Genomic DNA, 20,451 nt, shown 5'->3' with positions numbered 1-20,451 from the left:
ACGAATAAAAAAGAGTTTAATTGAGTTTTTTTAATCTGAATAACTAGTCAAAAAAGGTTGTGTAAAATGCATATAAATAAATAAAAACACACACAAATACCAGTATTGGTGAGAGTAACGCCGATTTTATTTTAACTATTTATGCAAAAACCATAATAAAAAACACTGAACCGCACGTTAATAAAATAAATAAGGATTAGTTTAACTAATCCGTCAGGCTCAATTTTTATCGTTGTCTTTTTAATCAAACAACGTGCAAAATGCACGCGATTTCAACATATACAACCCGGAGCAAAATAATGAAACCAATTAACACATTAAATCAAACAGCAGCAGCTCAAGTAGCAGTTAAACCAACTAACCGTAAAGCAAGAATGTTAGCTAGACTTAACACTATTGGTAAAAGACTAGCACTTAGCGGCGCAGCTCAATATAAATAATCACCCAACCATGATTATTTTTCGGTGCAGCGAACACTCAACCACTAAATGAAGTCACTTATTTAGCTCCCCCTTGTTTGCTGCAACCTATTTATTTTATTAAAAATTGCCTTAATTTCCCCTTATTTACAAAAAAAACCTCATTTACGTACGTTTTTTAGGCAAACAGTCATTTTGCTATTTACACAGCGGTATCACCTAAGTATTATTCTGCGTCACGGAGAGATGGCAGAGTGGTCGAATGCACCGGTCTTGAAAACCGGCATGGGTTTATAGCCCATCTAGGGTTCAAATCCCTATCTCTCCACCATATTTTAATTGGTGGTTTTTTTTACTTCCATCAATACAAACGGTTATGCGTTGGAGAGGTGTCCGAGTGGCCGAAGGAGCTCCCCTGCTAAGGGAGTATAGAGTTTGTAGCTCTATCGAGGGTTCGAATCCCTCCCTCTCCACCATACTTAATTTAAACCACTTAGTTGTGGTTTNCATACTTAATTTAAACCACTTAGTTGTGGTTTTTTTGTGCCTAAATTTTAACACCAGTACAAAATAGGGAGGGTGAGAACCCTCGACTGGGTTCGACAAAATGTCTGGAACATTTTGGGCCGCTGCAAGCGTCGCGCAGCGATTGATTACATGGATGTAAGTAAGTCTATCCCTCCCTCTCCACCATACTTAATTTAAACCACTTAATTGTGGTTTTTTTGTACCTAAATTTTAACACCGGTACTAAATTGGGAGGGTGAGAACCCTCGACAGGGTTCGACAAAATGTCTGGAACATTTTGGGCCGCTGCAAGCGTCGCGCAGCGATTGATTACATGCAAGCAAGCAAGCAAGTCTATCCCTCCCTCTGGACCATACTTAATTTAAACCACTTAATTGTGGTTTTTTTGTGCCTAAAATTTATAAAAACTAAACAAATTGTGCCTAGTAATAACTTAGGGCATTATTAACACAACTTTAGCCACTTTTAGGTTTAGCTATGATCCGGTTCATATTGCTATCAGTTTGCGCGGCAGCACCATTTTTTACCTTGGCACAAAGTACAACAGTGTATAAGTGTGTAATTAAGGGCGTTCCTACCTTTAGCCAAACGCCTTGCGCTAAAGATGCACAAGTTATTACTCTTAAAGATATAAACGTAATTGAAGCATACAAAAGCTCTACGTCCGGTAAAGGTATTACCGACACCTCTGTGGATGACTACTTAGAAGTTCAACAAATAGAACGAGAAATAAAGCGTCTTGAGCTATCTATTGCACAAAGCCAAAAAGAATACGCAGCTAAAAAACAGCAGATAGATTACATGACTCAAGATAAAGCCAATCGTTTAGGCGCTTCGTCTATTGCTGATGCTATCGCAACTAAAACAAATTCGTTAAAGCAAGCTTACGACGCATCAATTAATCAAACGCAGCAAAAAATAGAGTCATTAAAACAAAGAAAGCAGCAGCTTAGCCAAAACCCTTAAGCGCTCGTTTTACTATCGAAATAAACTGCGCAACGTCTTCTTGAGTATTATAAATATGTGGCGATACTCGTATCCCAAATTTACGGGCATCTACACTGACTTTCGCTTTATTAAGCTCTGTAAGTACATGGTCTTGCTCCTTGTTAAAAAACAAAATAACAGTCCCGCTGCATTTATCACTACTCATAGGTGATGCAACATATTTGCCTAGTTGCTCATGAATAAGCGTAAGCATAGCTAAATTATGATTCCTTACCTTGTGAACAGTTAGCTCTGCAAAGTAAGCAATGCTATTTGCGGCAATAATATAAGGCGCTACAGAGGGAGTGCCCCCCCAAAATTTGAGCGCACTGGCGTTATATTCAAAGTGGTTTATATTGAACTCAAATGGATTTTGATGCGAAAACCACCCCACATCTTTAGGCTCACAATACTCTATTTGATTTTTGTTAACCCATAAATAAGCTGCACCTGGGCCACCACATAACCATTTAACGCTCGAGCCAATCATAAAGTCCGCATCGAGTATGCTTAAATCAAGCGGTATAACACCCGCTGACTGAGCAACATCAACTATTGATAAACTATTGGTTAATTTACTTATAGCTACAATATCGTATACAGGCGCCTGTACACCTGTATTTGAATACACATGACTTATAAAAACTAAATCGATGTCGGCGGTTATATAACGCTGCCAAACACTAATATCAGTTAGGTTTTCGTGCTCTGGTATAAACATAATTTGTGCGCACTCTGGTAATGCTTTTTGCATTGCAAAACCCATGCTCGGAAAATCACTTTGTGCCATTAGCACTTTACAATTTTTTTGCTGTAACCGTGGGTGCGACATAAGCAACTTTGTTAAGCCACTTGATAAATTAACCTGAGGACAAAACTGCGAACTAGGCGCATTAAATAACTTACCAAGCGCGGTAGTAAATTGCTCAACTGCGGGCAGCCATTGTTGCCAAGGTTCTTTATTTGAGCTCTCCCACGGTAAAAAGTAGTGCTGAGCTAAATATTGCTGCGTATTTTTAAGAGGACGCCCTACCGAGTGGTTTAGTAAATAACAGCCATCAGCCATACAAAAATCATTTTTAAGCATGCTATTTAACCCATTTTTTAAGTGTATTTAGATCGTCAAAACGTGTTTTTATATCGTCGCGTTTGGCACTGGCTCGCCTATCTCTTAATTTTTCGAGCGAATCAAGTAACACATGAAGCGGCGGACCACTTGCTGTTACCTTGCTCATATGCTGCTGTTGCATATTTTTTGAGGGCTGAGCAATAAACTTTTCAACCAGTTGATTATGATGACCGACTGCGGTGTCGCCATGTAATTTACACACTTGAATAAATAACGTTGCATGGTTTTTAAACCAATCTGTATTTTTATATTGCTTGGCTTGTAAAAAGTCATCCATAAAGCTTTGCATACGCATGGCTTCTCGTAGGATTTGTTGATCCTCTGGCATCATATATAAAAACTTATCCACCAGCATTTGCGAGTAACTAGGCTCGTTTGCACTACACAGTCCTAACAGCATATCAATCACGTTAATACCTGCAAAGTCACCAGCATTTGCACCTCTGTAAACCTCTTTACCTACACGGTACGGTTTATAATAAGGGCGAACACAGTTAAAAAAGCGATCTGTATCGAGCTCAGAATAAAGTGCATTGTTTGACTCAATTACATCTATAAGTGCCTGTTTAGCTACTTCTAATAACTCACCACATAAAGGATGCGAAATCCCCAGTGGTAATATTTTTAATAATGCATCACTTGCCCGTTTGTAGGCCAAAATGCCTTGAGTGTTATAATCAAGAAACAGCTTTTCATCAGGTAAATTAGTAAATCGTTTATAAATACCGTTAAGTGCTTTGTTATGAGTAGTTAAGTGGGCGGTAGCAAAGCGAGGGGTTACGCCAATCGATGCGCCAATATGCATAGCAAGCGCTGAAGCATCTATTAGTGGGGAGCTGGTTTCTCTGCTTGGTTCGGTAATTTCATGGCGCCTACACGCTGCCATAAATAATCCTACGTTACCGAGTAAGTCAAAAGCGCTATCAAAGCCTTGATCTGTGTTTCCCTCGGCTAATAAATTACTAATTAATACGTTGCCTTCTTTTTCTAATTGTTGCTTTAAGGCCTCGCCTATTCCTTCTACATTTGCTTTATCGGTTTGCTGCCAATAAAGCTGCTCTAATTCACTATTTAAAGTGACAAACTCTGTTCGTATCCAGTGATCGAAAATAGCAGTATGTGTGTTCATTGGTGTGCTCTATTATTTTTATAGTTAAATGCTAACAGAGTTCAATGAGGGTAAAACGTCAAAAAAATTAGTAAAAATTGCAATACTTAGCAATAATCACTACAAATATAAAAATAATTAATAAAAGCCGACAACTATGTTAGATAAAAAAGATCAGCAATTACTCATTGCACTGCAAAGCCAAGCTCGTATGTCGGTTTCAGATTTGGCCAGCAGTATCAACCTATCGGATACACCTTGCCTAAGGCGTATAAAAAAGTTAGAGCAAGAAAATATTATTACCGGCTACCACGCCGCCATAAATCCTAAAGCACTTAACCTTAATGTGTTGGTATATGCATTCGTACGATTAAGCCAAAACTCGGTGAGTGCTGCAGAGCAATTTGAGCAACATGTAGAAAAATTACCACATGTATTAGAGTGTTGTGTAATATCAGGAAGCTATGATTATTTATTAAAAATCATTGCACATGATCTTGAGAGCTACGAAACATTTGTAAAACATCAGCTAGGTAGTTTAAGTTGTATTGCAAATATAGAATCAACAGTCGTGTTAAAGCAGTCATTTAGCAAAAAACAGTTACCATTATAAAAATAACCAAAATAACTTACTGTTAGCTATACTGATATTTCAAAACGATAATAATAATTGCTTGGACCTTATGTGAAAAATTTTAACTCTAAAAATCATTCCATTATTTTTTACATCATGTTTGCTTTAGCATATTTTTTAGTCGGCATAGCACTCACTAAACTTGCTTTTAACTCGCAAATAATTCCAATTTGGTTACCTGCCGGCATAGCTCTAGTCGGTTGTTATATTTGGTGGTGGCGCTTTATCCCGCCTTTATTTGTAGCTGCAATTGCATTTAACCTTAATATTTTTGACAGTTCAGCTCATGAGCTAGTCTTGGTCGGCAACTCATTCAACGAGGCAATGTATATCGCCTTTGGTGTTGTTATACAGGCAATGGTCGGCGCAGCTCTTTTAAAGTATTGGCTTGGTCACCCGCTGCGCTTTAAAAAGCGCAAGAATATAATTTACTTTATTTTAGTCATAGCCATATTGGTCAGCTTAATTTCAGCTAACTTTGGCGTATTCGCACTGAGTCAATTTAACTCGATTTACAGTATTGATAATCATTGGAATAATGTTATTTACTGGTGGCTTGGCGATACATTAGGGGTATTAATTGCAACTCCATTTTTACTTTCTTTATTACCACAAAAGTCTAATCAACATACTATATCGGCATTTCCGACAATTGCAGTATGCTCAGTTTTATTTTTATCAGTCGCGGTAACAACACAATTATACGATCAGGAAAATCGTATAAGCACTATTAAAATTGCCGAACGTGAAGTCCACGTTATAGAAAACAGCCTTTATAGATATACAAATCGCAGTATTATTGCAGTGCAGAGCTTAGCAAGTCAGGTTCAATCATCTCCCATGCTGAGCCAGCAAGATTTTTATTCTTATGCTAGTCAGTTACTAACTCAATACGAGTTTATTAACGCTTTATCGTGGAATGCAAAAATACCTCAAGATCAACGCGAAGTCTTTGCTCAAGAAATATCAAATATTTACCATTTAGATATTGATATAGTTGGCGAACCTCTTGAAATTAACGATCCCCTTGTTATAGTAAAATACATAGCTCCTTTTAATGGTAATCAAAAAGCTATTGGCTTTAATGTATTTTCAAACCCTGATCGAAAAAACTCTCTGCTTAACCCCGCTATAAAGTACATGCCAGTCGGAACTAAAATAATTCAGTTGGTGCAAACCAAACAACCTAAACCAGCCTATTTATTATTTGCCCCTGTGTACTCCCAATATAACGATGAAAAAACAATTAAAGGCTATGCCACTGGTATATTTTTAGTGCGTAGTATTATTGAGCAGGCCATTTCTAAAGAACAGTCTGATATGTTTTCGATTGGTATATACGAAGATACAAACACACCGCCGTTTTATAGTAATTACTCTCAAGATGTTCAGCAAGCCAAAGGTAGCCGTTTAATGTCGTTTGACGTGGACTTTGCAGGGCAAAAATGGATTGTAAAACTAGCCCTTAAAGAAAGCTTTTTAACACAACATAATAGCCAACTAACTCTATTATTGCTCATACTCCAAGTTGCCGTATGTTCTTTAATTTTAATGGTTTTACTGCTGTTTAATCAGCAACAAATTGCACTTACACGTCAAGTTGCTGAGCGTACACACTCACTCGCACAAGCAAAGCAGCAGTCTGATTTAGCTAATCAGGCTAAAAGCCAATTTTTAGCGAATATGAGCCACGAAATACGTACACCATTAAACGCCGTTATTGGTTTTTCTTCACTTGCTCGAGAAACAGACAGTGCAAGTACACTCATTGGCTATTTAGATAAAATAAACTCATCATCTAAAAGTTTATTAAATTTAATTAATGACATTCTTGATATATCAAAAATAGAATCCCAAAAGTTAGTTATTGAATCTATTGCATTCGACTTAGGTGCTTTAATAACACGAATAGACAATATGTTTGAACAAAGCGCAGTTAACAAAGGTATTAACTGGCAAGTGAACTCAAAGCTACCTTTAAATACCTGGTTTATTGGTGATCCTATGCGAATTGAGCAGGTATTACTTAATTTATGTAGTAACGCGATTAAATTTACAAGCCAAGGCAGCGTTACTTTAAACATAGAAACAGAGTTTACTGCCGCCAATAAAGTACAGCTTGTTATAAACGTTAGTGATACCGGAATAGGTATAAAACCAAGCCAGCATAAAAAATTATTTAACGCATTTACCCAAGCTGATAGTTCTACCTCAAGGCAGTTTGGCGGTACAGGACTTGGCTTAACAATAGCAAAAGAGCTAAGCCAATTAATGGGGGGAGAAATAGCCCTTAAAAGTGAAGTAGATAAAGGCTCTACTTTTACATTTTCAATGCGATTAGAAACAACAGAGCCTAAAAAAGAACATGTTATTACATTTGATAATACTAATATTACTTCGCTAGACATTTTGGTCGCAGAGGATAACCCAGTAAATCAAATGGTGATTAAAGCGATGCTTGGCTCGCTGGGGATTGTGCCGTATATGGTAGAAAACGGTGAGTTGGCGGTCGATATAGTGAAAAAGCAGCATTTTGACTTAGTGCTTATGGATTGCCAAATGCCTGTAATGGATGGCTATAGAGCAACGGCACTGATCCGCCAGTTTAAAACCGAACAAGAACTCCCTATTATTGCTTTAACTGCCGACGTAATGCCAGAGGATAAAGCACATGCACAAGCAGTTGGATTTAATCAACATCTTGCAAAACCGCTTGAACTCATTAAGCTAACCGAGTGTCTTGTCCAATATGCAGAAGTTAATGAACAATAGTGGTTTAATTTTAAGAATAGTTTTAAGAGTATTTTTAAGAGTAGCTTTTGGTTTTGTTTTAAGTGTTTTTTCTCATACAGCTGTCGCTCAAAACTGTATATCGCAGGCGAGCGACTTTAAATTTATAACAAAAAGTAAGCAACAAGGCTTATTACGCTTTGAAAATGAGCACAACCACCAGCGCTTTAATTACCACGCCATTTTACCATTTAACGATTACTTAGATTTTGCATATAAACATATAAATAAAGCCAATCCACGTGCAAATATGCCATGCCCTGTTATTACACAAACGTATCAGCAATTAGTAACACAAGGTAAGCGAAAACCTGACCCTACTATTGCAGATATTATTGCCCCTTTTGAGCTCACGCACCCAAACAGTAATAAAGTTGCACTACTAATCCACGGGCTAACTGACTCCCCCTTTACCTATCACGATTTAGCACAAGTGTATTATCAACAAGGCTATACCGTGCGTACTATTTTATTACCAGGACATGGAAGCGCTGCAAGTGCTTTACTCAATGTAGAGGTTAGCCAGTGGCAACAAGCAATAAAATATGGCGTTGATCGCTCGGTGCAAGATTTTGATGAGGTGATACTCGCAGGCTACTCTACCGGTGCAGCGTTACTTATTGATTACGCAACCAAACACACTGTATCCCCTAAAATTAAAGCGCTTATGCTTTATTCGCCAGGCTCCGAGCCACATAATAAGTACGGCTGGATAGCAAAGTGGATTGATGCCATACCCTTTGTTAATTGGATAGATAAAGACGCCGATGTAGACTTTGCTAAGTATGAATCATTTCCTTTAAATGCAGCTGCCGCTTCGTACGATGCAATGTCACTTGCAAGCATAAGTAGCTTGAACAAACGCCCTGCACTTAAATTACCTGTTTTTAGTGTACTTAGCGATATTGATACCACGATAGATACGCGTGCCACGCTAAAGTTATTGAGTGCATTACACAAAGGTAATTCAATCAAATATAAACCGCTCGATACTTTAGTACTTTATGGAAGCACTGATATTTTACCGCCAGACTTTGCTAGTGACTACACAGTAAATAATCCGCAATGCACAACACCTCAATGTAAAAAGGTTCATGGTATATCGCATATTGCTGTTGTTAACTCACCGCAAAATCCACATTATGGAATTAACGCAACTTATCGCAATTGTGGCAGCTTTATTAACGACGAGTCCCTATATAAAACATGTAAAACAACTAAAAACCCACAACTAGGAGAGCGTACAAGCGCCAACTTAAAACACTATCCGGCTTTACAGCGCTTAACTTATAATCCTCATTTTACCGAGCTTAAAATGCAAATTAGTACGTTTATTAAAAACGTAAAACAGCTTAGAACAACTACAAGGTAAGTAGTCATGGGAACGTTTTCGCACCAATGGTTTAGCAGTATTAATGAGATTGATCAGGCGCAGTGGCAACGTTTATTTGGTGATGAACCATTTACTCAACATGCTTTTTTATATGCCCTTGAACAAAGCCAATGCGTAACACAAAAAAGCGGTTGGCAGCCCCATCACCTCGCTATTTTTGAAAATGATACGCTCGTTGCACTTGCACCCGGGTATTTAAAAAGTCATTCATACGGCGAGTATGTATTTGACTGGGCCTGGGCTGAGGCATACGAAAAACACGGTTTAGAATATTATCCCAAGTGGCTATCTGGCATTCCTTTTAGCCCTATTGAAGGCAAGCGCATTGCTATCGAGCACGCTAATCCAAATGCGGTATATCAATACATTACAGAGCAACTTAGCTTACACAGTGCTCACCAAGGATGGTCGGGATGGCATGTTAACTTTTGCGATCAAGCCCAAGCCACCTCATTAACTGAGCAACACGCCATGTTAAGAGTGGGTGTGCAATTTCAGTGGTTTAATAAAGGTTATGAATCCTTTGACGACTTTTTGCAGATGCTTAGCTCACGAAAACGTAAGTCACTTAAAAAAGAGCGAGCTAAAATAGCGCAACAGAACATTGATATTGAATGGCTGCAAGGAACGCAAATTACGCCCGAGATAATGCAATTGTTTTGTGAGTTTTATCAGCGTACCTACTTAAAGCGCTCTGGTCATTTGGGCTATTTAAATATGGAGTTTTTTACGCTTTTACATGCCTTAATGGCTAACAGTCTCGTTATTATGCTGGCCAAAAGAGACGATAACGTGATTGCTGCAACACTTAGTTTAGTAAGTAAAAATACGCTTTATGGGCGCTACTGGGGAGCAAGTGAGGAAGTAGATTCGCTGCACTTTGAATTGTGTTATTACCAAGGTATTGAGTTTGCAATAAAGCATAAACTCAACTGTTTTCATTCGGGTGCACAAGGTGAGCACAAAATAGCACGCGGATTTGAACCCGTACTTACCTACTCTGCTCACCATATTGTTGATGGCGACTTTAGTAATGCAATAAGCGACTACTTAAAGCGTGAACGCGGCCATATTGATATATATAAAGAGCAATGTAGCTCATTACTGCCGTTTAAAAACGAGTAACTGATTATTTGCAGGCATGGCTGTATCGCTAATAAGCGTAAGCCCTGCTTGCTTAGCTAGTTGTTCAACGGCTTCAAAATCTCTTATTCCACTTAACGGATCGCGCTCTGTTAAAAAGGCACTAAAGTCATCATTACTTGGGCTGGTAAATTCACCTTGGTATTTGAATGGCCCATAAATACACAACATACCGTCGCTATTTAAGTGGCGTTTAACACCGTCAAAAAAACGCTCAACTAATTGCCAACTTACAATATGAAATGTGTTTGCAGTATAAATAGCGTCAACCTTATCTACTGGCCACTCATTATTTAAATCAAGCTCAAGTGGTGCATGCAAATTAGTTAAATTAGCTTCGCGGTGCCATAAGTTAATCCCTTCGTGGTTTATAGCACGATCACTTGTATGCCATTGTAAATGTGGTAATTGCTCTGCAAAAAAAACACTATGCTGGCCGGTTCCTGAGCCAACTTCGAGTACTGTTTTAGTATTTATTAATACAACTTTTAATTGCTCTAAAATAGGGGTTTTATTGTTTTCACAGGCTTGTGAAAATGGCTTTGTCATTACTGTGCACCAAAATTGTAGATTAATGCACAACAGTAAAGCAAATTTAGCTTATTTTGTCGTGATGAAAAAAAGATAATTTTTAAACACTATAACTATCATATGGTTGAGCTAATTTATTATGATTGGTACGTAATATGCTTTTATATAACTAACCCACTAAAGGGTTTAACTTATATTAAATTTCAAAGGATAAAATTATGCATATACCCCCTTATACCGCTGTAGACGCAGCTATTGCTATAACCGAAAAAACCACCGACGATCATAGTTACGCCGTTGATATGAGAGCAACAGTAATCGATTTACTTTCGCACCCTAAACATAATCAACAGGCGATGACCAAACATGAAACAGATCAGATATTTATTCTTGGCTACAATTAAAACTCAAATTAGTATCGCAAATAATTTTTATAATAACTGTTTACACTGAAACCGATTAAATGTAATGATAACTATTATCGTTAACTTAAGTCGGTTTTTTTATGTCTTCAAATTATGCCCAGCATCGTTACCATCAAGAACTCTCTTGCCATTGCTTAAGACCTGGCCTGCATGCACCCATGCTCGTTGCCGATTACATAGAAACCGCCCTTAACGTCGCCAAAAAATTTGAGCAACAACGTAATCCCTTGCTTCAAGAGTTTTATCTTAGACGCACACACCATGAAATTATGAACAAAATGTGCGACCCTCTTATACATAATGCTATTCGTAAACAATGTTTAGAGCAGTTATACAAACCTTTATTAGCACTAAAACGGTTTTATAAAGTGCATAACAATACTGCACAATTTTTAATACTTGAGCGTGAAGCTCGTATTCTTAGTCACGAATTCAACCCTTTTTAAGGAGCACACTTATGAGCAACTTTAGAACAGAATCAGACAGCATGGGCGAGCTACAAGTACCTACTGATGCGCTCTATCAGGCGCAAACACAGCGAGCGGTTAATAATTTTGCCATTAGTGGCTTACCTATGCCAAAGCAATTTATAACTGCACTGGCTTATATAAAACAAGCCGCTGCACAAAGTAACTGTGAGCTAGGCCATTTAAGCAAAGCTAAAGCCGATGCAATTGAGCAAGCTTGCCAAAGTATTATTGATGGTGAACATGTTGAGCATTTTCCCGTTGATATTTTTCAAACAGGTTCTGGCACAAGCTCAAATATGAATGCCAATGAAGTTATTGCAACGCTTGCTAGCCGGATAGGCAATGAAAGCATTCACCCTAATGATGATGTAAACATGGGGCAAAGCTCTAACGATGTAGTCCCTACTGCTATCGCACTCAGTAGCGCAATAAATGTAGTGTACGAATTACTTCCTTCGCTTGAAAATTTATCGCAAAGCCTGGAAAAGAAAAAAGCTGAAGTAGGCCATATAGTTAAAACGGGCCGTACGCATTTAATGGATGCAATGCCTGTAACGTTTGATCAAACACTCAGTGCATGGCAGTCACAAGTTAATCATGCCGCAGCAGGAATTAGACATAGCTTAGAGCGTGTATGCGAACTTGCACAAGGCGGTACAGCTGTTGGAACAGGAATAAATGCAGACCCTAAGTTTGCAGCCAAATTTGCAGAAAATCTGAGTGCCAATGTAGGAATTAGATTTACGCCTAGTAGTAACTTTTTTTATAATATAGGTTCACAAGACGCCATCGTCGCGCTTTCGGGGCAATTAAAAGTACTCGCTGTAGCACAAATGAAAATAGCGAATGACCTACGCTGGATGAATTCAGGACCACTTGCGGGCTTAGGTGAAATAGAGCTTGAAGCACTTCAACCGGGCTCGTCTATTATGCCAGGTAAGGTAAACCCAGTAATACCAGAAGCCGCAGCCATGGTAAGCGCACAAGTTATTGGCAACGACGCCACGATTACCGTAGCAGGCCAAGCGGGTAATTTTGAGCTAAACGTTATGCTCCCAGTCATTGCGTATAATATTTTACAAAGCATAGAATTACTTGCCAATAGCGCGCAGGCATTGGGTGATAAAGCCATTGCCAGCTTTAAGGTAAATCAGCCTAATATAGATAAAGCGCTCGCTAAAAATCCAATTTTAGTGACGGCACTTAATCCGGTGATCGGTTATGAAAAAGCAGCAAAAATAGCAAAGCAGGCTTATAAAGAAGCCCGCCCTATTATTGATGTAGCCGAACAAGAAACTGATTTACCACGCAGTGAACTCGAAAAACTACTTAACCCCACCAAACTAACGCAGGGTGGACTTTAACAAAACGGTATTTTTCACGGCTTTAATTACTTGATAATATAGTTTTTATTGCCGTAAAAAATGCACCGTGTATGATAGTGATGAATATTTCATCACTATCAAGGTTTGTTATGCGTACCCCATTGTTAGCCATACTTTTACCACTTTGTTTAACTGCATGCTTAGATAAAGCACCCACTGAAACGCAGCAAGTAACAATCACCTCAGAAGCTGAAGCACCAAAGCAAGAGCCACAAAAGCTAAAAGAAAACACTCAATTACAAGAAAATACTAAAAAGAACGTAGTTGCTGAAAAAATACCAAAAGCTGATTTAAAAAACGTTTCAATAGACGATATAAAAACAGCTAAAACCGAATTAAATACGCTAATTACAGATAAGCAATGTGATACCAGCACCCAATGTAGAGTAAATGCAGTAGGCAGTCGCGCATGTGGTGGGCCAAGCAGCTTTGTTGTGTACTCAACAAACGCAGCATCTGAGGAACAAGTAGCAGCCCTTAGCGACAAAATTACTAAGCTTGAAAGTAGTTATAATTCACAAAAAGGGATGATGAGCATTTGTCAGCATTTAACAACGCCAAGCACGCAGTGTGTTGAAAATAAATGTGTTAAACTTGAAAGCTCAGCGGTAAGTGCATTTTAAGGATAACGTTATGAGTTGTTTACCATCGGCAATTAAACTATCAATTTTAAGCATTGCTAGCAGCATTTTATTACTAAGTGGTTGTGCTAGTACTGTGACGTCAAATGAGCAAAGTAAAAACTTATCTGACTTAAACTATGATCTGAATAACATGGTGAGTAATAACAGCTGCACTGCAAGCTTTCAGTGCAAAGTACTTGAAGTGGGCGCCCGCGCATGCGGCGGACCGAGTAAATATGCTGTTTATTCAACGCTAAACACATCTCAAGAAGAAGCAGAACAGCTTGCTCAACAAATAACAAAACAAGAAAACATACAAAATAAAGCACAAGGCTTAACTGATTGTTCTCCTGTACTTGAAGTGCAATCGCTGTGTATTAACCACCAATGCCAGTCGTTTGATATAAAATAAAAACGGCCGCGTATAAGCTAATTTCAGCGTTAACTTAAATACGGAATTAACGCTGAAATTACTACCACCAGTACCACGCAAATACCCGCTTTAATAATGTATTTCATGGGCATTGTTTTAAGCACCCAATATGCATAAATAAAACGTACAAAATAACTCGCCGCAGTACCAAACAACGCAAAAATAATTAAGTAAGCAATTAAAACAATATTCATAAAAACCTAATTAAATTATTTCACTTTTTTATTTTTAGTGTGAGCTATTAATAAATCAGCTACTTGTTGCTTTACGGCTCGCTTATCATCGCTTTGTACATCAAAGCGACTGGCTAGTTGCGCTATTTCATCATCATTTAAGTTAAACGATAAACGTTGACGCGTTTTTTTAGACTTTACGTCTAAGCCAAGTATTTTTCGGATCATATCTGACGGCGTTAGCTCTTGATCAATTGCCTGCTTTTTTATCAGCTTTTGAACTTCGCTGCTTAGATCGAATGCCATTTGTGTGGCACGTACAGCTTGTTCCTGACGTAACCACTTGTCTTTAGCATCACTCACTTAGCATCTCCGGGAAACAAGTCTACAATGTCTGACATTGGACGCATGAGCGTTAGCGATACTTCGGTTTCGCCGCCATCCCAAATTTCGATATTTAAACCAAAGCCTTCATTATCTGACGCTAAGCAAATCATTTCACATGGCTCACCACCTTCTTGCTCATAGCGAGGCAAAGTTTGGTTGCGGTAATCTTTATTATGGAAATAACACACATAAGGCGACTCGCTTTGTTGGTAGCTTTTAGCTAAAAACTGCATAAAGCGCTCTGGTGTATTTTGCACTGTAATGTGGGTTAACGACTCTTCATCAAAAATACGCGCAAACTCATCAAGGCTAAATATCTCTTCAACTTCGTTTCGCTGAATTTTAATAGAAAAGTTAGCCCACTCTTCGCCATCATCTTGCTCAATTTGTAAAAATACAACTTGGCCGCTATTTGTCTCAAGTACAAATTCAGTATCGCTACTGTGCTGATATTGGTAAGTCTGAATATCAGTAACACGTAACGTTTCACCCTTTAACCATGCAGGATAGGCAAATGAATCAATAACGCTAAACATGTCGCCTTTTTTAAGATCGCTCGGATGATTAAGTTGACGTTCTGGCTCTTTTTTAGATTTGAAAAAATTAAACATAGGAAGGCTGCCTTCTAAGCAAAAAAGGTAACTGAGAAAAACTCGGTTACCTTTTTAAAGTATAAACGTAATAGTTAGCTATTTTGCTTCGCTTTGATGCGAGCTAAAATATCAGCGCTTTTTGGACTTGTGTCGCCAATGCCTGCTTCAGCCATTTTTGCTTTTAAGTCATCGCCATTTACGTCTGACTCAAGTTGCTTTGCAGCACCAAGCTGGTCACTTCGATCTTGTTGGCGCTGTTTAATGCGTTCAAGCGATTGACGAGCCGATGTCATAGACGAGCTGTTTGTATTAAGCGTGCTATTAACAGCCATTGTTGCTTGCTGTACGCTTTCAGTGGTTTTAACCATTGTAAGCTGACGCTGATTCTCTTTAATCGATTTTTCAGCATCTTTAACTTGCTGCTTAAGCGCAACAATGTGATTGCTAAAGCCTGACAATACTTGCTCGTTTTCAGCTTTTTCAGCTTCAAAGTCACCAATTTTTTCTGCAATTTCTAATGCTAACGCTTCGTTGCCCTTTTCAAGAGCTTGGCCTGCATACGCTTCATGTTCAGCGATTGATGCATCTACAGCGCTAATTTTACGCTTAGTTTGCATTTCTTTGGCCATTACTTCAGTAAGGCTTTTTTTAGCTCGGTGAAGTGCATTTTGCGCGTCTGCAATTTCTTGCTCAAAAATACGGATGCCATTTTTGTCTACAATTGCTTCGCCTGCTTCACGAGCGCCGCCACGTACGGCTGTAAATAATTTTTTTAAAATACTCATAATCTTAACTCCACTAACTAGCTATTAATCGTTTAAATACAAGGTCACGGCTTCTAGTGCATCGATAGCGTTATCGGCTAATGTCACTAGTTCGTGGGTAACGTCATCCAATGATGAATTTACCGACAGTGCACCAAAAATCGCGTATTTGTTATCGATTTTAGCAAATGCACTCAGTGGAATTGGCACGTTTAAACGTAATAATGTTTCGTTTAATTCGTCGCGTAATTCACTTTTAACTTCATCTTCGTCAAACAAGTAGCTAATACATAATAACTGCTCTTGCGTTTGCGTAACAAAAATTGGAAGCTCATCATTTCCATCAACAATGACTTGTAAAACATCTTGCTCGCCTGGGTTGGCAATCAAGAAAGACTCAAAGTTAGCGCCTTCAGTTTCAAAAGAAGCTAATTTTATTGAAAGTTCATTTAATTCCATGTCTCTGCCTTTTGTCGTTTGACATATTATGTCTGAGTTAAGATTCTCATGGCCGACATATTATGTCAACCATGTTTTATTAGTTTTTATACAATTCGCTTTCTATTTGCCATGCCGTTCGGTAGTAATCATACAACTGACCAGACCCTAACCTATTGACCTCAATACTTTTAACTTGTTCAAAGTAGTGGTTAGGAAATACAAAACTTGCCAATAAATATTCTTTACTAATCCATCTTGATGGCACAGGCATAGCCGTCGCATCATTAATACGGCCACTGGCCGACTGCCCCATTTTAGTCGCTATAGTCCAGCCCCACTGCCCAAAAGAAGGTATGTTTTGCTGATACTGCTCAACATAGCCAAACCCAGCAGCTTTAACTGTTTTAGCAATGCTTAAAAACGCTTTTTTAGCGTGATAAGGTGAGGTTGATTGAACCGCCATTGCGCCATCGGGTGCTAATAGCTGCCGTACATGATTATAAAAGTAGTCACTGTACATTTTATTTAGATCAGGATGATTAGGGTCAGGTAAATCAATTAAAATAGTGTCGAACTGCTTAGATTGGTCAAGTAGCTTTTCTACTTCTAAAAATGCATCACCCACAATTATGTTGGCTCGCGAATCATGCATCGATTTATTGTTTAGCTGTAGTAATCGCTTATTGATGTGCTCTGGCGGCGTAAAGTCACCGTCTTTATGACCAAATAAATTGAGTAGTTGCGCGTCTAAATCTATTAGCGTTACTTCACTCACAGGCCACTTTAAAACATCTCTAAGTGCAAGCCCGTCACCACCACCAATTATTAATACACGGTCGTGTCTGTTAGAGGCAAGCATTGCAGGGTAAACCAGCATTGAATGATATATTTGCTCATCAATACTTGAGAACTGTAAACGCCCATTTAAATATAAATCTGTAATTGGCTGAGGTTGGTTTTTGCTTAATCTTTCGGTTAAAACTACGTGCTGGTATTTAGTTGCTTGCGAATAAATTACTTTATCTTTGTATAAAACATTACTTAGACTGTTCATCCAGCTACTGCCAAATACTAAAATAAAACCAAATAATGCCAGTAATACTATATGGCAAACTAAAAGTGCCTTAGCAAAGCGCACATGGGTATGGTAGCGCCATAAAAATGCGAGCCCCGCAATGATATTAAATAACGCCGTCCACGCTGCAGCTTGCATTATAGGCATTGAGAGCATGATGCTTACCCAAATGGCTGCACCAATACCAGCACCAATATAATCGGCACCGTAAATAGTCCCTGCGTTGTTTTCTAAAAAACGGCCATAAACGTGCTGACGAATGCGCGCTATAAGCGGTATTTCCATACCAATAAATAAGCCCAGTATTAAACCAAAAACATAAGGTAGAAAACGTGACCACTCTTGTAGCTTTTGAAATACGTAACCATTAAGTACAACATCAGGGGGTAAATTAAAAATGCTCGAAAATAAATGAGGAAGAGAATAACTAACTGCTATTACACCCGCTATCGCTAAAATGCAGCCCATGCCAACCAAAGCAATAATGCTTTCTAGCCAAGCAAAAGCGGTAAATGCATCTTTGAACCAGCGCGCTAAAAAAGCGCCTAAGCCCATTGCTACAATCATAGTACCAATCATGGCGTAAATAGCGCTCTCTACTGAGCCAAGTACACGGCCCGCATAATGAGACAGTAAGTATTCATAAATAAGGCCGCACCCAGCAAGCACGGCCATAACAGTAATAAGTAGTATATCGTGCCCAAGTAAGCGAGACTTACTTGGGGGAGTGTTGGTTGATGACACTGATTATGCGCCTAGTAATGTTGCCATAGTGATACCTACAGCAAATGATACTGCTGCAGAAATAGTAGCTACACCTACATTTTTTTGACGATTAACTTCATCGGAAATATCGCAACCAGATAAAATTATTTTAATTGTCACTAAGTGCAAAATAATAAATGCAACAAGGCTCACTACTGCGCTAATAGCCCAGTATAGTAAACTCGCATTAATATTATCAGCCGCGTAAGGTGCAACACCCGTTGCTGCTGTAATAGCTAATGCACTACCTACTAAAAATCCAGCGTAACGAATACCCACAGCTAAGTTACCATCAACAATTGCTTGTTGTAGGCAGTCGCCACTTTTATTTGTACGTTTAAATAACTGCACTCGGTACTGGCTAACAAGTAGTAATACAACACTACCTATAATAAAGGCGGCAATTACAATTGGAAGACCATGCCAGCCGTCAGTAGCCACCCATAAAAGAGCTGAGCGAATAACGATAGCAACACTGACAACATGGCCAAAATCAATTATTGAAGCTGTAACGTTACCTTTAACGATTTCGTCGTGCAGGCTTACTTTACGAAGCGCTACTTTATCTTGAAAAAAGTGACCCAACTTAATCAGTACAATTGCTAATGCGCCATAAGCTAACATTTGCAGTGCTTCTTGTTGCAGTGTCGCAGCAAAAGCTCCGCTACTTACACCCGTTAATACAATCGCCAGTGCCACTAAGCCAGCGGCAAAGCTAATCCCAAAAGCAAAGTTATCACGCTCTGTTATTTCATCATTTGCATGTAAGTTTGAAACCCAGCCTTTTATATATTTAAGGCTTACAAATAATAAAACAATAATTGCAAAATCAATCGCCAGCGCTTGCAGTGACCACATAGTTATTCCATTAAATTCATACATATTATTCTAACTCCAACTTTATTCTTTTACTTACCACGGCTCACGCCACGAGAGGTTCTGCTACCGCTATCACGCACCGATCCTGAGCTATTGCTATAACTGCTCGAACGAGAATAACTACTGCGGCTTTTTGCTGGCGTATAACTACTACGGCTTAAACCTGATGCACCTGTTTTTTTACTCGCATAAGGGCTTGTAAACTGTTTACCTTGGCGTTGGTATGTTTGGCGCGTGCGTGTTTCTAAAGCGCTTTGGGTTTTAATTTGTTTAGGGCTTGAATAACGCGAGCGGCCATAGTCATTGTAATAGCTATACTTTCGGCGCTTACTCCAGCTTCCATATTCAACACGATCAAATACATCACCTAAAATACGGTACATTCCGTACCATTGCCAAAAGCTAATACCGTTACTATTTGATTGCCAGTTACCATAGTTAGGGTTACCTACCATTTGGTTACCAACACCCTCACCTTCAGCTTGCTTACTAATTGCGCCTACACGCGCTAAAGTGCCTTTGGACATATCAGCTAGCATATTGATAGGATCGGTTAACGCATCAGAAAATAGCGTAGGTTTAGATGCATCACGCAACAAATCAATGCTATGTAACGTATCTTCATAAGGAGGAATTAAGTAAGTTCCTTTAATATCTTTAAGTCGCTGTGTTAAGCCACTATAAAGTGCGCCTTGGCGCGTTGCATCAAGGGTAATTACATCAACAACTTTTGTAAGCTCTGGTTGTTGTTTTTTAAGAAGCTCGCCATATTCTTTAAGTAACACAGCATTGCGTACACTTCCATTATCGAGTGCAGTACCAAGCTGAGACAGCTCCGTATCTACCTTTTTAATAGACTCTTGAATTGTTTGTTGCAGCTGCTCTTCTTTCGATTGACAACCCATAAGCACTGCGAACAAACAAAACAGGCTTATAAGTTTCCAAGCTTTAATATTCGACATTCATGTCACCTGATTTACTAAATTAACTCAGGTAGTTTTACACAGGTCACTTATTAAACCAAGAATGAAATTGCAACAAAGTGAGAAGAAACGTGGGACTCTGTAATCAGGGTCTGATTTATTGAGAATTTAGTGAAAATATGAAGCTATATCGTAAGGTTAGAATTGAAGTTTAAGCGTTATAAGGGGGGGGACTTACAGTGACTTTAGCGTCGGGAGTCGCTGCACTCGCCCGCCCTACGAGCTAGGTGTTGATGTGAGTGTGTGTTAATTGCGCGCATTTCACTTTTCTACAGACGTAAAAAAGCCCGAATCGTTAGATTCGGGCTTTCTACAATTTGAAGCCTGGTAATGTCCTACTTTCACATAGCAAATGCTACACTATCATCGGCGCTGTTTCGTTTCACTACTGAG

General features: G+C 38.8%; 22 protein-coding genes and 2 tRNA genes. 13 read left to right on the top strand and 11 right to left on the bottom strand.

Going from position 1 to position 20,451, the window contains the following annotated elements; all coding sequences use genetic code 11:
• The first annotated feature begins 299 nt into the window (after positions 1–299).
• The 4 genes from I6F45_RS19045 to I6F45_RS19030 all read left to right on the top strand — a co-directional run bounded on the left by I6F45_RS19045 (position 300) and on the right by I6F45_RS19030 (position 1,913).
• Positions 300–440 carry a hypothetical protein gene (locus tag I6F45_RS19045; protein WP_010554841.1) on the top strand — a complete coding sequence of 47 codons (141 nt, stop codon included), beginning with the start codon at positions 300–302 and terminating at the stop codon, positions 438–440.
• A gap of 219 nt (positions 441–659) precedes the next feature.
• Positions 660–750: transfer RNA gene (locus I6F45_RS19040), tRNA-Ser, on the top strand.
• 52 nt (positions 751–802) lie between these two features.
• Positions 803–895 (top strand) — tRNA-Ser (locus I6F45_RS19035).
• A gap of 529 nt (positions 896–1,424) precedes the next feature.
• Entirely contained in the window at positions 1,425–1,913 is a 489-nt protein-coding gene (locus I6F45_RS19030; protein ID WP_197161681.1) for an RNA-binding protein, read from the top strand.
• On the opposite strand, the gene I6F45_RS19025 is transcribed toward I6F45_RS19030, so the two are convergent.
• Positions 1,897–3,021: an aminotransferase class V-fold PLP-dependent enzyme gene (locus I6F45_RS19025; protein WP_197161678.1), complete on the bottom strand. Its 1,125-nt coding sequence runs from the start codon at positions 3,019–3,021 to the stop codon at positions 1,897–1,899. The two genes, I6F45_RS19030 and I6F45_RS19025, sit on opposite strands and share 17 nt — an antisense overlap.
• A gap of 1 nt (position 3,022) precedes the next feature.
• Positions 3,023–4,192: a PrnB family protein gene (locus I6F45_RS19020; RefSeq protein ID WP_197161675.1), complete on the bottom strand. Its 1,170-nt coding sequence runs from the start codon at positions 4,190–4,192 to the stop codon at positions 3,023–3,025.
• 136 nt (positions 4,193–4,328) lie between these two features.
• Between I6F45_RS19020 and I6F45_RS19015 the strand changes: the two genes are divergently transcribed.
• The 4 genes from I6F45_RS19015 to I6F45_RS19000 all read left to right on the top strand — a co-directional run bounded on the left by I6F45_RS19015 (position 4,329) and on the right by I6F45_RS19000 (position 10,113).
• A complete protein-coding gene (locus I6F45_RS19015) occupies positions 4,329–4,784 on the top strand; it encodes an Lrp/AsnC family transcriptional regulator (protein WP_007579788.1) in 456 nt (151 codons plus the stop codon).
• A gap of 72 nt (positions 4,785–4,856) precedes the next feature.
• Positions 4,857–7,577: an ATP-binding protein gene (locus I6F45_RS19010; RefSeq protein WP_197142156.1), complete on the top strand. Its 2,721-nt coding sequence runs from the start codon at positions 4,857–4,859 to the stop codon at positions 7,575–7,577.
• Positions 7,567–8,967 carry an alpha/beta hydrolase gene (locus I6F45_RS19005; RefSeq protein WP_197142158.1) on the top strand — a complete coding sequence of 467 codons (1,401 nt, stop codon included), beginning with the start codon at positions 7,567–7,569 and terminating at the stop codon, positions 8,965–8,967. The genes I6F45_RS19010 and I6F45_RS19005 overlap by 11 nt, the downstream gene beginning before the upstream one ends.
• Positions 8,968–8,973: 6 nt before the next feature.
• Positions 8,974–10,113, top strand: coding sequence for a GNAT family N-acetyltransferase (locus I6F45_RS19000; protein WP_197142160.1), 1,140 nt, complete (start codon positions 8,974–8,976; stop codon positions 10,111–10,113).
• Here I6F45_RS19000 and I6F45_RS18995 read toward each other — a convergent pair.
• Entirely contained in the window at positions 10,090–10,680 is a 591-nt protein-coding gene (locus I6F45_RS18995) for a DUF938 domain-containing protein (protein ID WP_197142162.1), read from the bottom strand. The genes I6F45_RS19000 and I6F45_RS18995 overlap by 24 nt on opposite strands.
• A 200-nt stretch (positions 10,681–10,880) precedes the next feature.
• Here I6F45_RS18995 and I6F45_RS18990 point away from each other — a divergent pair, with 200 nt between their 5' ends.
• The 5 genes from I6F45_RS18990 (at position 10,881) to I6F45_RS18970 (ending at position 13,977) form a co-directional block, all read left to right on the top strand.
• Positions 10,881–11,066 (top strand): hypothetical protein, encoded by a 186-nt coding sequence (locus tag I6F45_RS18990; RefSeq protein ID WP_010554833.1) that lies wholly within the window; start codon positions 10,881–10,883, stop codon positions 11,064–11,066.
• A gap of 101 nt (positions 11,067–11,167) precedes the next feature.
• Positions 11,168–11,533 carry a hypothetical protein gene (locus tag I6F45_RS18985; RefSeq protein WP_231609258.1) on the top strand — a complete coding sequence of 122 codons (366 nt, stop codon included), beginning with the start codon at positions 11,168–11,170 and terminating at the stop codon, positions 11,531–11,533.
• A gap of 11 nt (positions 11,534–11,544) precedes the next feature.
• Positions 11,545–12,921 carry a class II fumarate hydratase gene (locus I6F45_RS18980; RefSeq protein WP_008137933.1) on the top strand — a complete coding sequence of 459 codons (1,377 nt, stop codon included), beginning with the start codon at positions 11,545–11,547 and terminating at the stop codon, positions 12,919–12,921.
• Positions 12,922–13,031: 110 nt separating this feature from the next.
• Positions 13,032–13,565 carry a hypothetical protein gene (locus I6F45_RS18975; protein WP_197142164.1) on the top strand — a complete coding sequence of 178 codons (534 nt, stop codon included), beginning with the start codon at positions 13,032–13,034 and terminating at the stop codon, positions 13,563–13,565.
• 10 nt (positions 13,566–13,575) lie between these two features.
• Positions 13,576–13,977, top strand: coding sequence for a hypothetical protein (locus I6F45_RS18970; protein WP_024589501.1), 402 nt, complete (start codon positions 13,576–13,578; stop codon positions 13,975–13,977).
• Positions 13,978–14,006: 29 nt separating this feature from the next.
• Here the strand turns inward: I6F45_RS18970 and I6F45_RS18965 are convergent, their stop codons facing one another.
• From I6F45_RS18965 to I6F45_RS18930, 8 genes are all read right to left on the bottom strand, one after another.
• Positions 14,007–14,192, bottom strand: coding sequence for a hypothetical protein (locus tag I6F45_RS18965; protein WP_024592231.1), 186 nt, complete (start codon positions 14,190–14,192; stop codon positions 14,007–14,009).
• A gap of 15 nt (positions 14,193–14,207) precedes the next feature.
• The gene (locus I6F45_RS18960; RefSeq protein WP_010554828.1) at positions 14,208–14,534 is read right to left on the bottom strand and encodes a hypothetical protein; all 327 of its coding nucleotides are present in this window, start codon (positions 14,532–14,534) and stop codon (positions 14,208–14,210) included.
• Positions 14,531–15,169: a DUF4178 domain-containing protein gene (locus tag I6F45_RS18955; protein ID WP_024592232.1), complete on the bottom strand. Its 639-nt coding sequence runs from the start codon at positions 15,167–15,169 to the stop codon at positions 14,531–14,533. The genes I6F45_RS18960 and I6F45_RS18955 overlap by 4 nt, the downstream gene beginning before the upstream one ends.
• 74 nt (positions 15,170–15,243) lie before the next feature.
• Positions 15,244–15,936, bottom strand: a complete 693-nt coding sequence (locus tag I6F45_RS18950; protein ID WP_004335088.1) for a PspA/IM30 family protein — start codon at positions 15,934–15,936, stop codon at positions 15,244–15,246.
• A 24-nt stretch (positions 15,937–15,960) separates the two neighbouring features.
• Positions 15,961–16,374: a YjfI family protein gene (locus I6F45_RS18945; RefSeq protein WP_008170558.1), complete on the bottom strand. Its 414-nt coding sequence runs from the start codon at positions 16,372–16,374 to the stop codon at positions 15,961–15,963.
• A gap of 79 nt (positions 16,375–16,453) precedes the next feature.
• On the bottom strand, positions 16,454–18,175 hold the full coding sequence (locus tag I6F45_RS18940) for a polyamine aminopropyltransferase (protein WP_197161672.1): 1,722 nt from the start codon (positions 18,173–18,175) through the stop codon (positions 16,454–16,456).
• Positions 18,176–18,178: 3 nt separating this feature from the next.
• On the bottom strand, positions 18,179–19,078 hold the full coding sequence (locus tag I6F45_RS18935) for a DUF350 domain-containing protein (RefSeq protein ID WP_024589503.1): 900 nt from the start codon (positions 19,076–19,078) through the stop codon (positions 18,179–18,181).
• 26 nt (positions 19,079–19,104) lie between these two features.
• Positions 19,105–20,037: a hypothetical protein gene (locus tag I6F45_RS18930; RefSeq protein WP_007579759.1), complete on the bottom strand. Its 933-nt coding sequence runs from the start codon at positions 20,035–20,037 to the stop codon at positions 19,105–19,107.
• Positions 20,038–20,451 lie beyond the last annotated feature (414 nt).

The organism is Pseudoalteromonas sp. SWYJZ19 (assembly GCF_015864375.1).
GTDB lineage: Bacteria > Pseudomonadota > Gammaproteobacteria > Enterobacterales > Alteromonadaceae > Pseudoalteromonas > Pseudoalteromonas arctica.
Note: the sequence above shows the minus strand (reverse complement) of the source record. Positions and strands in the feature narration are given on the sequence as shown.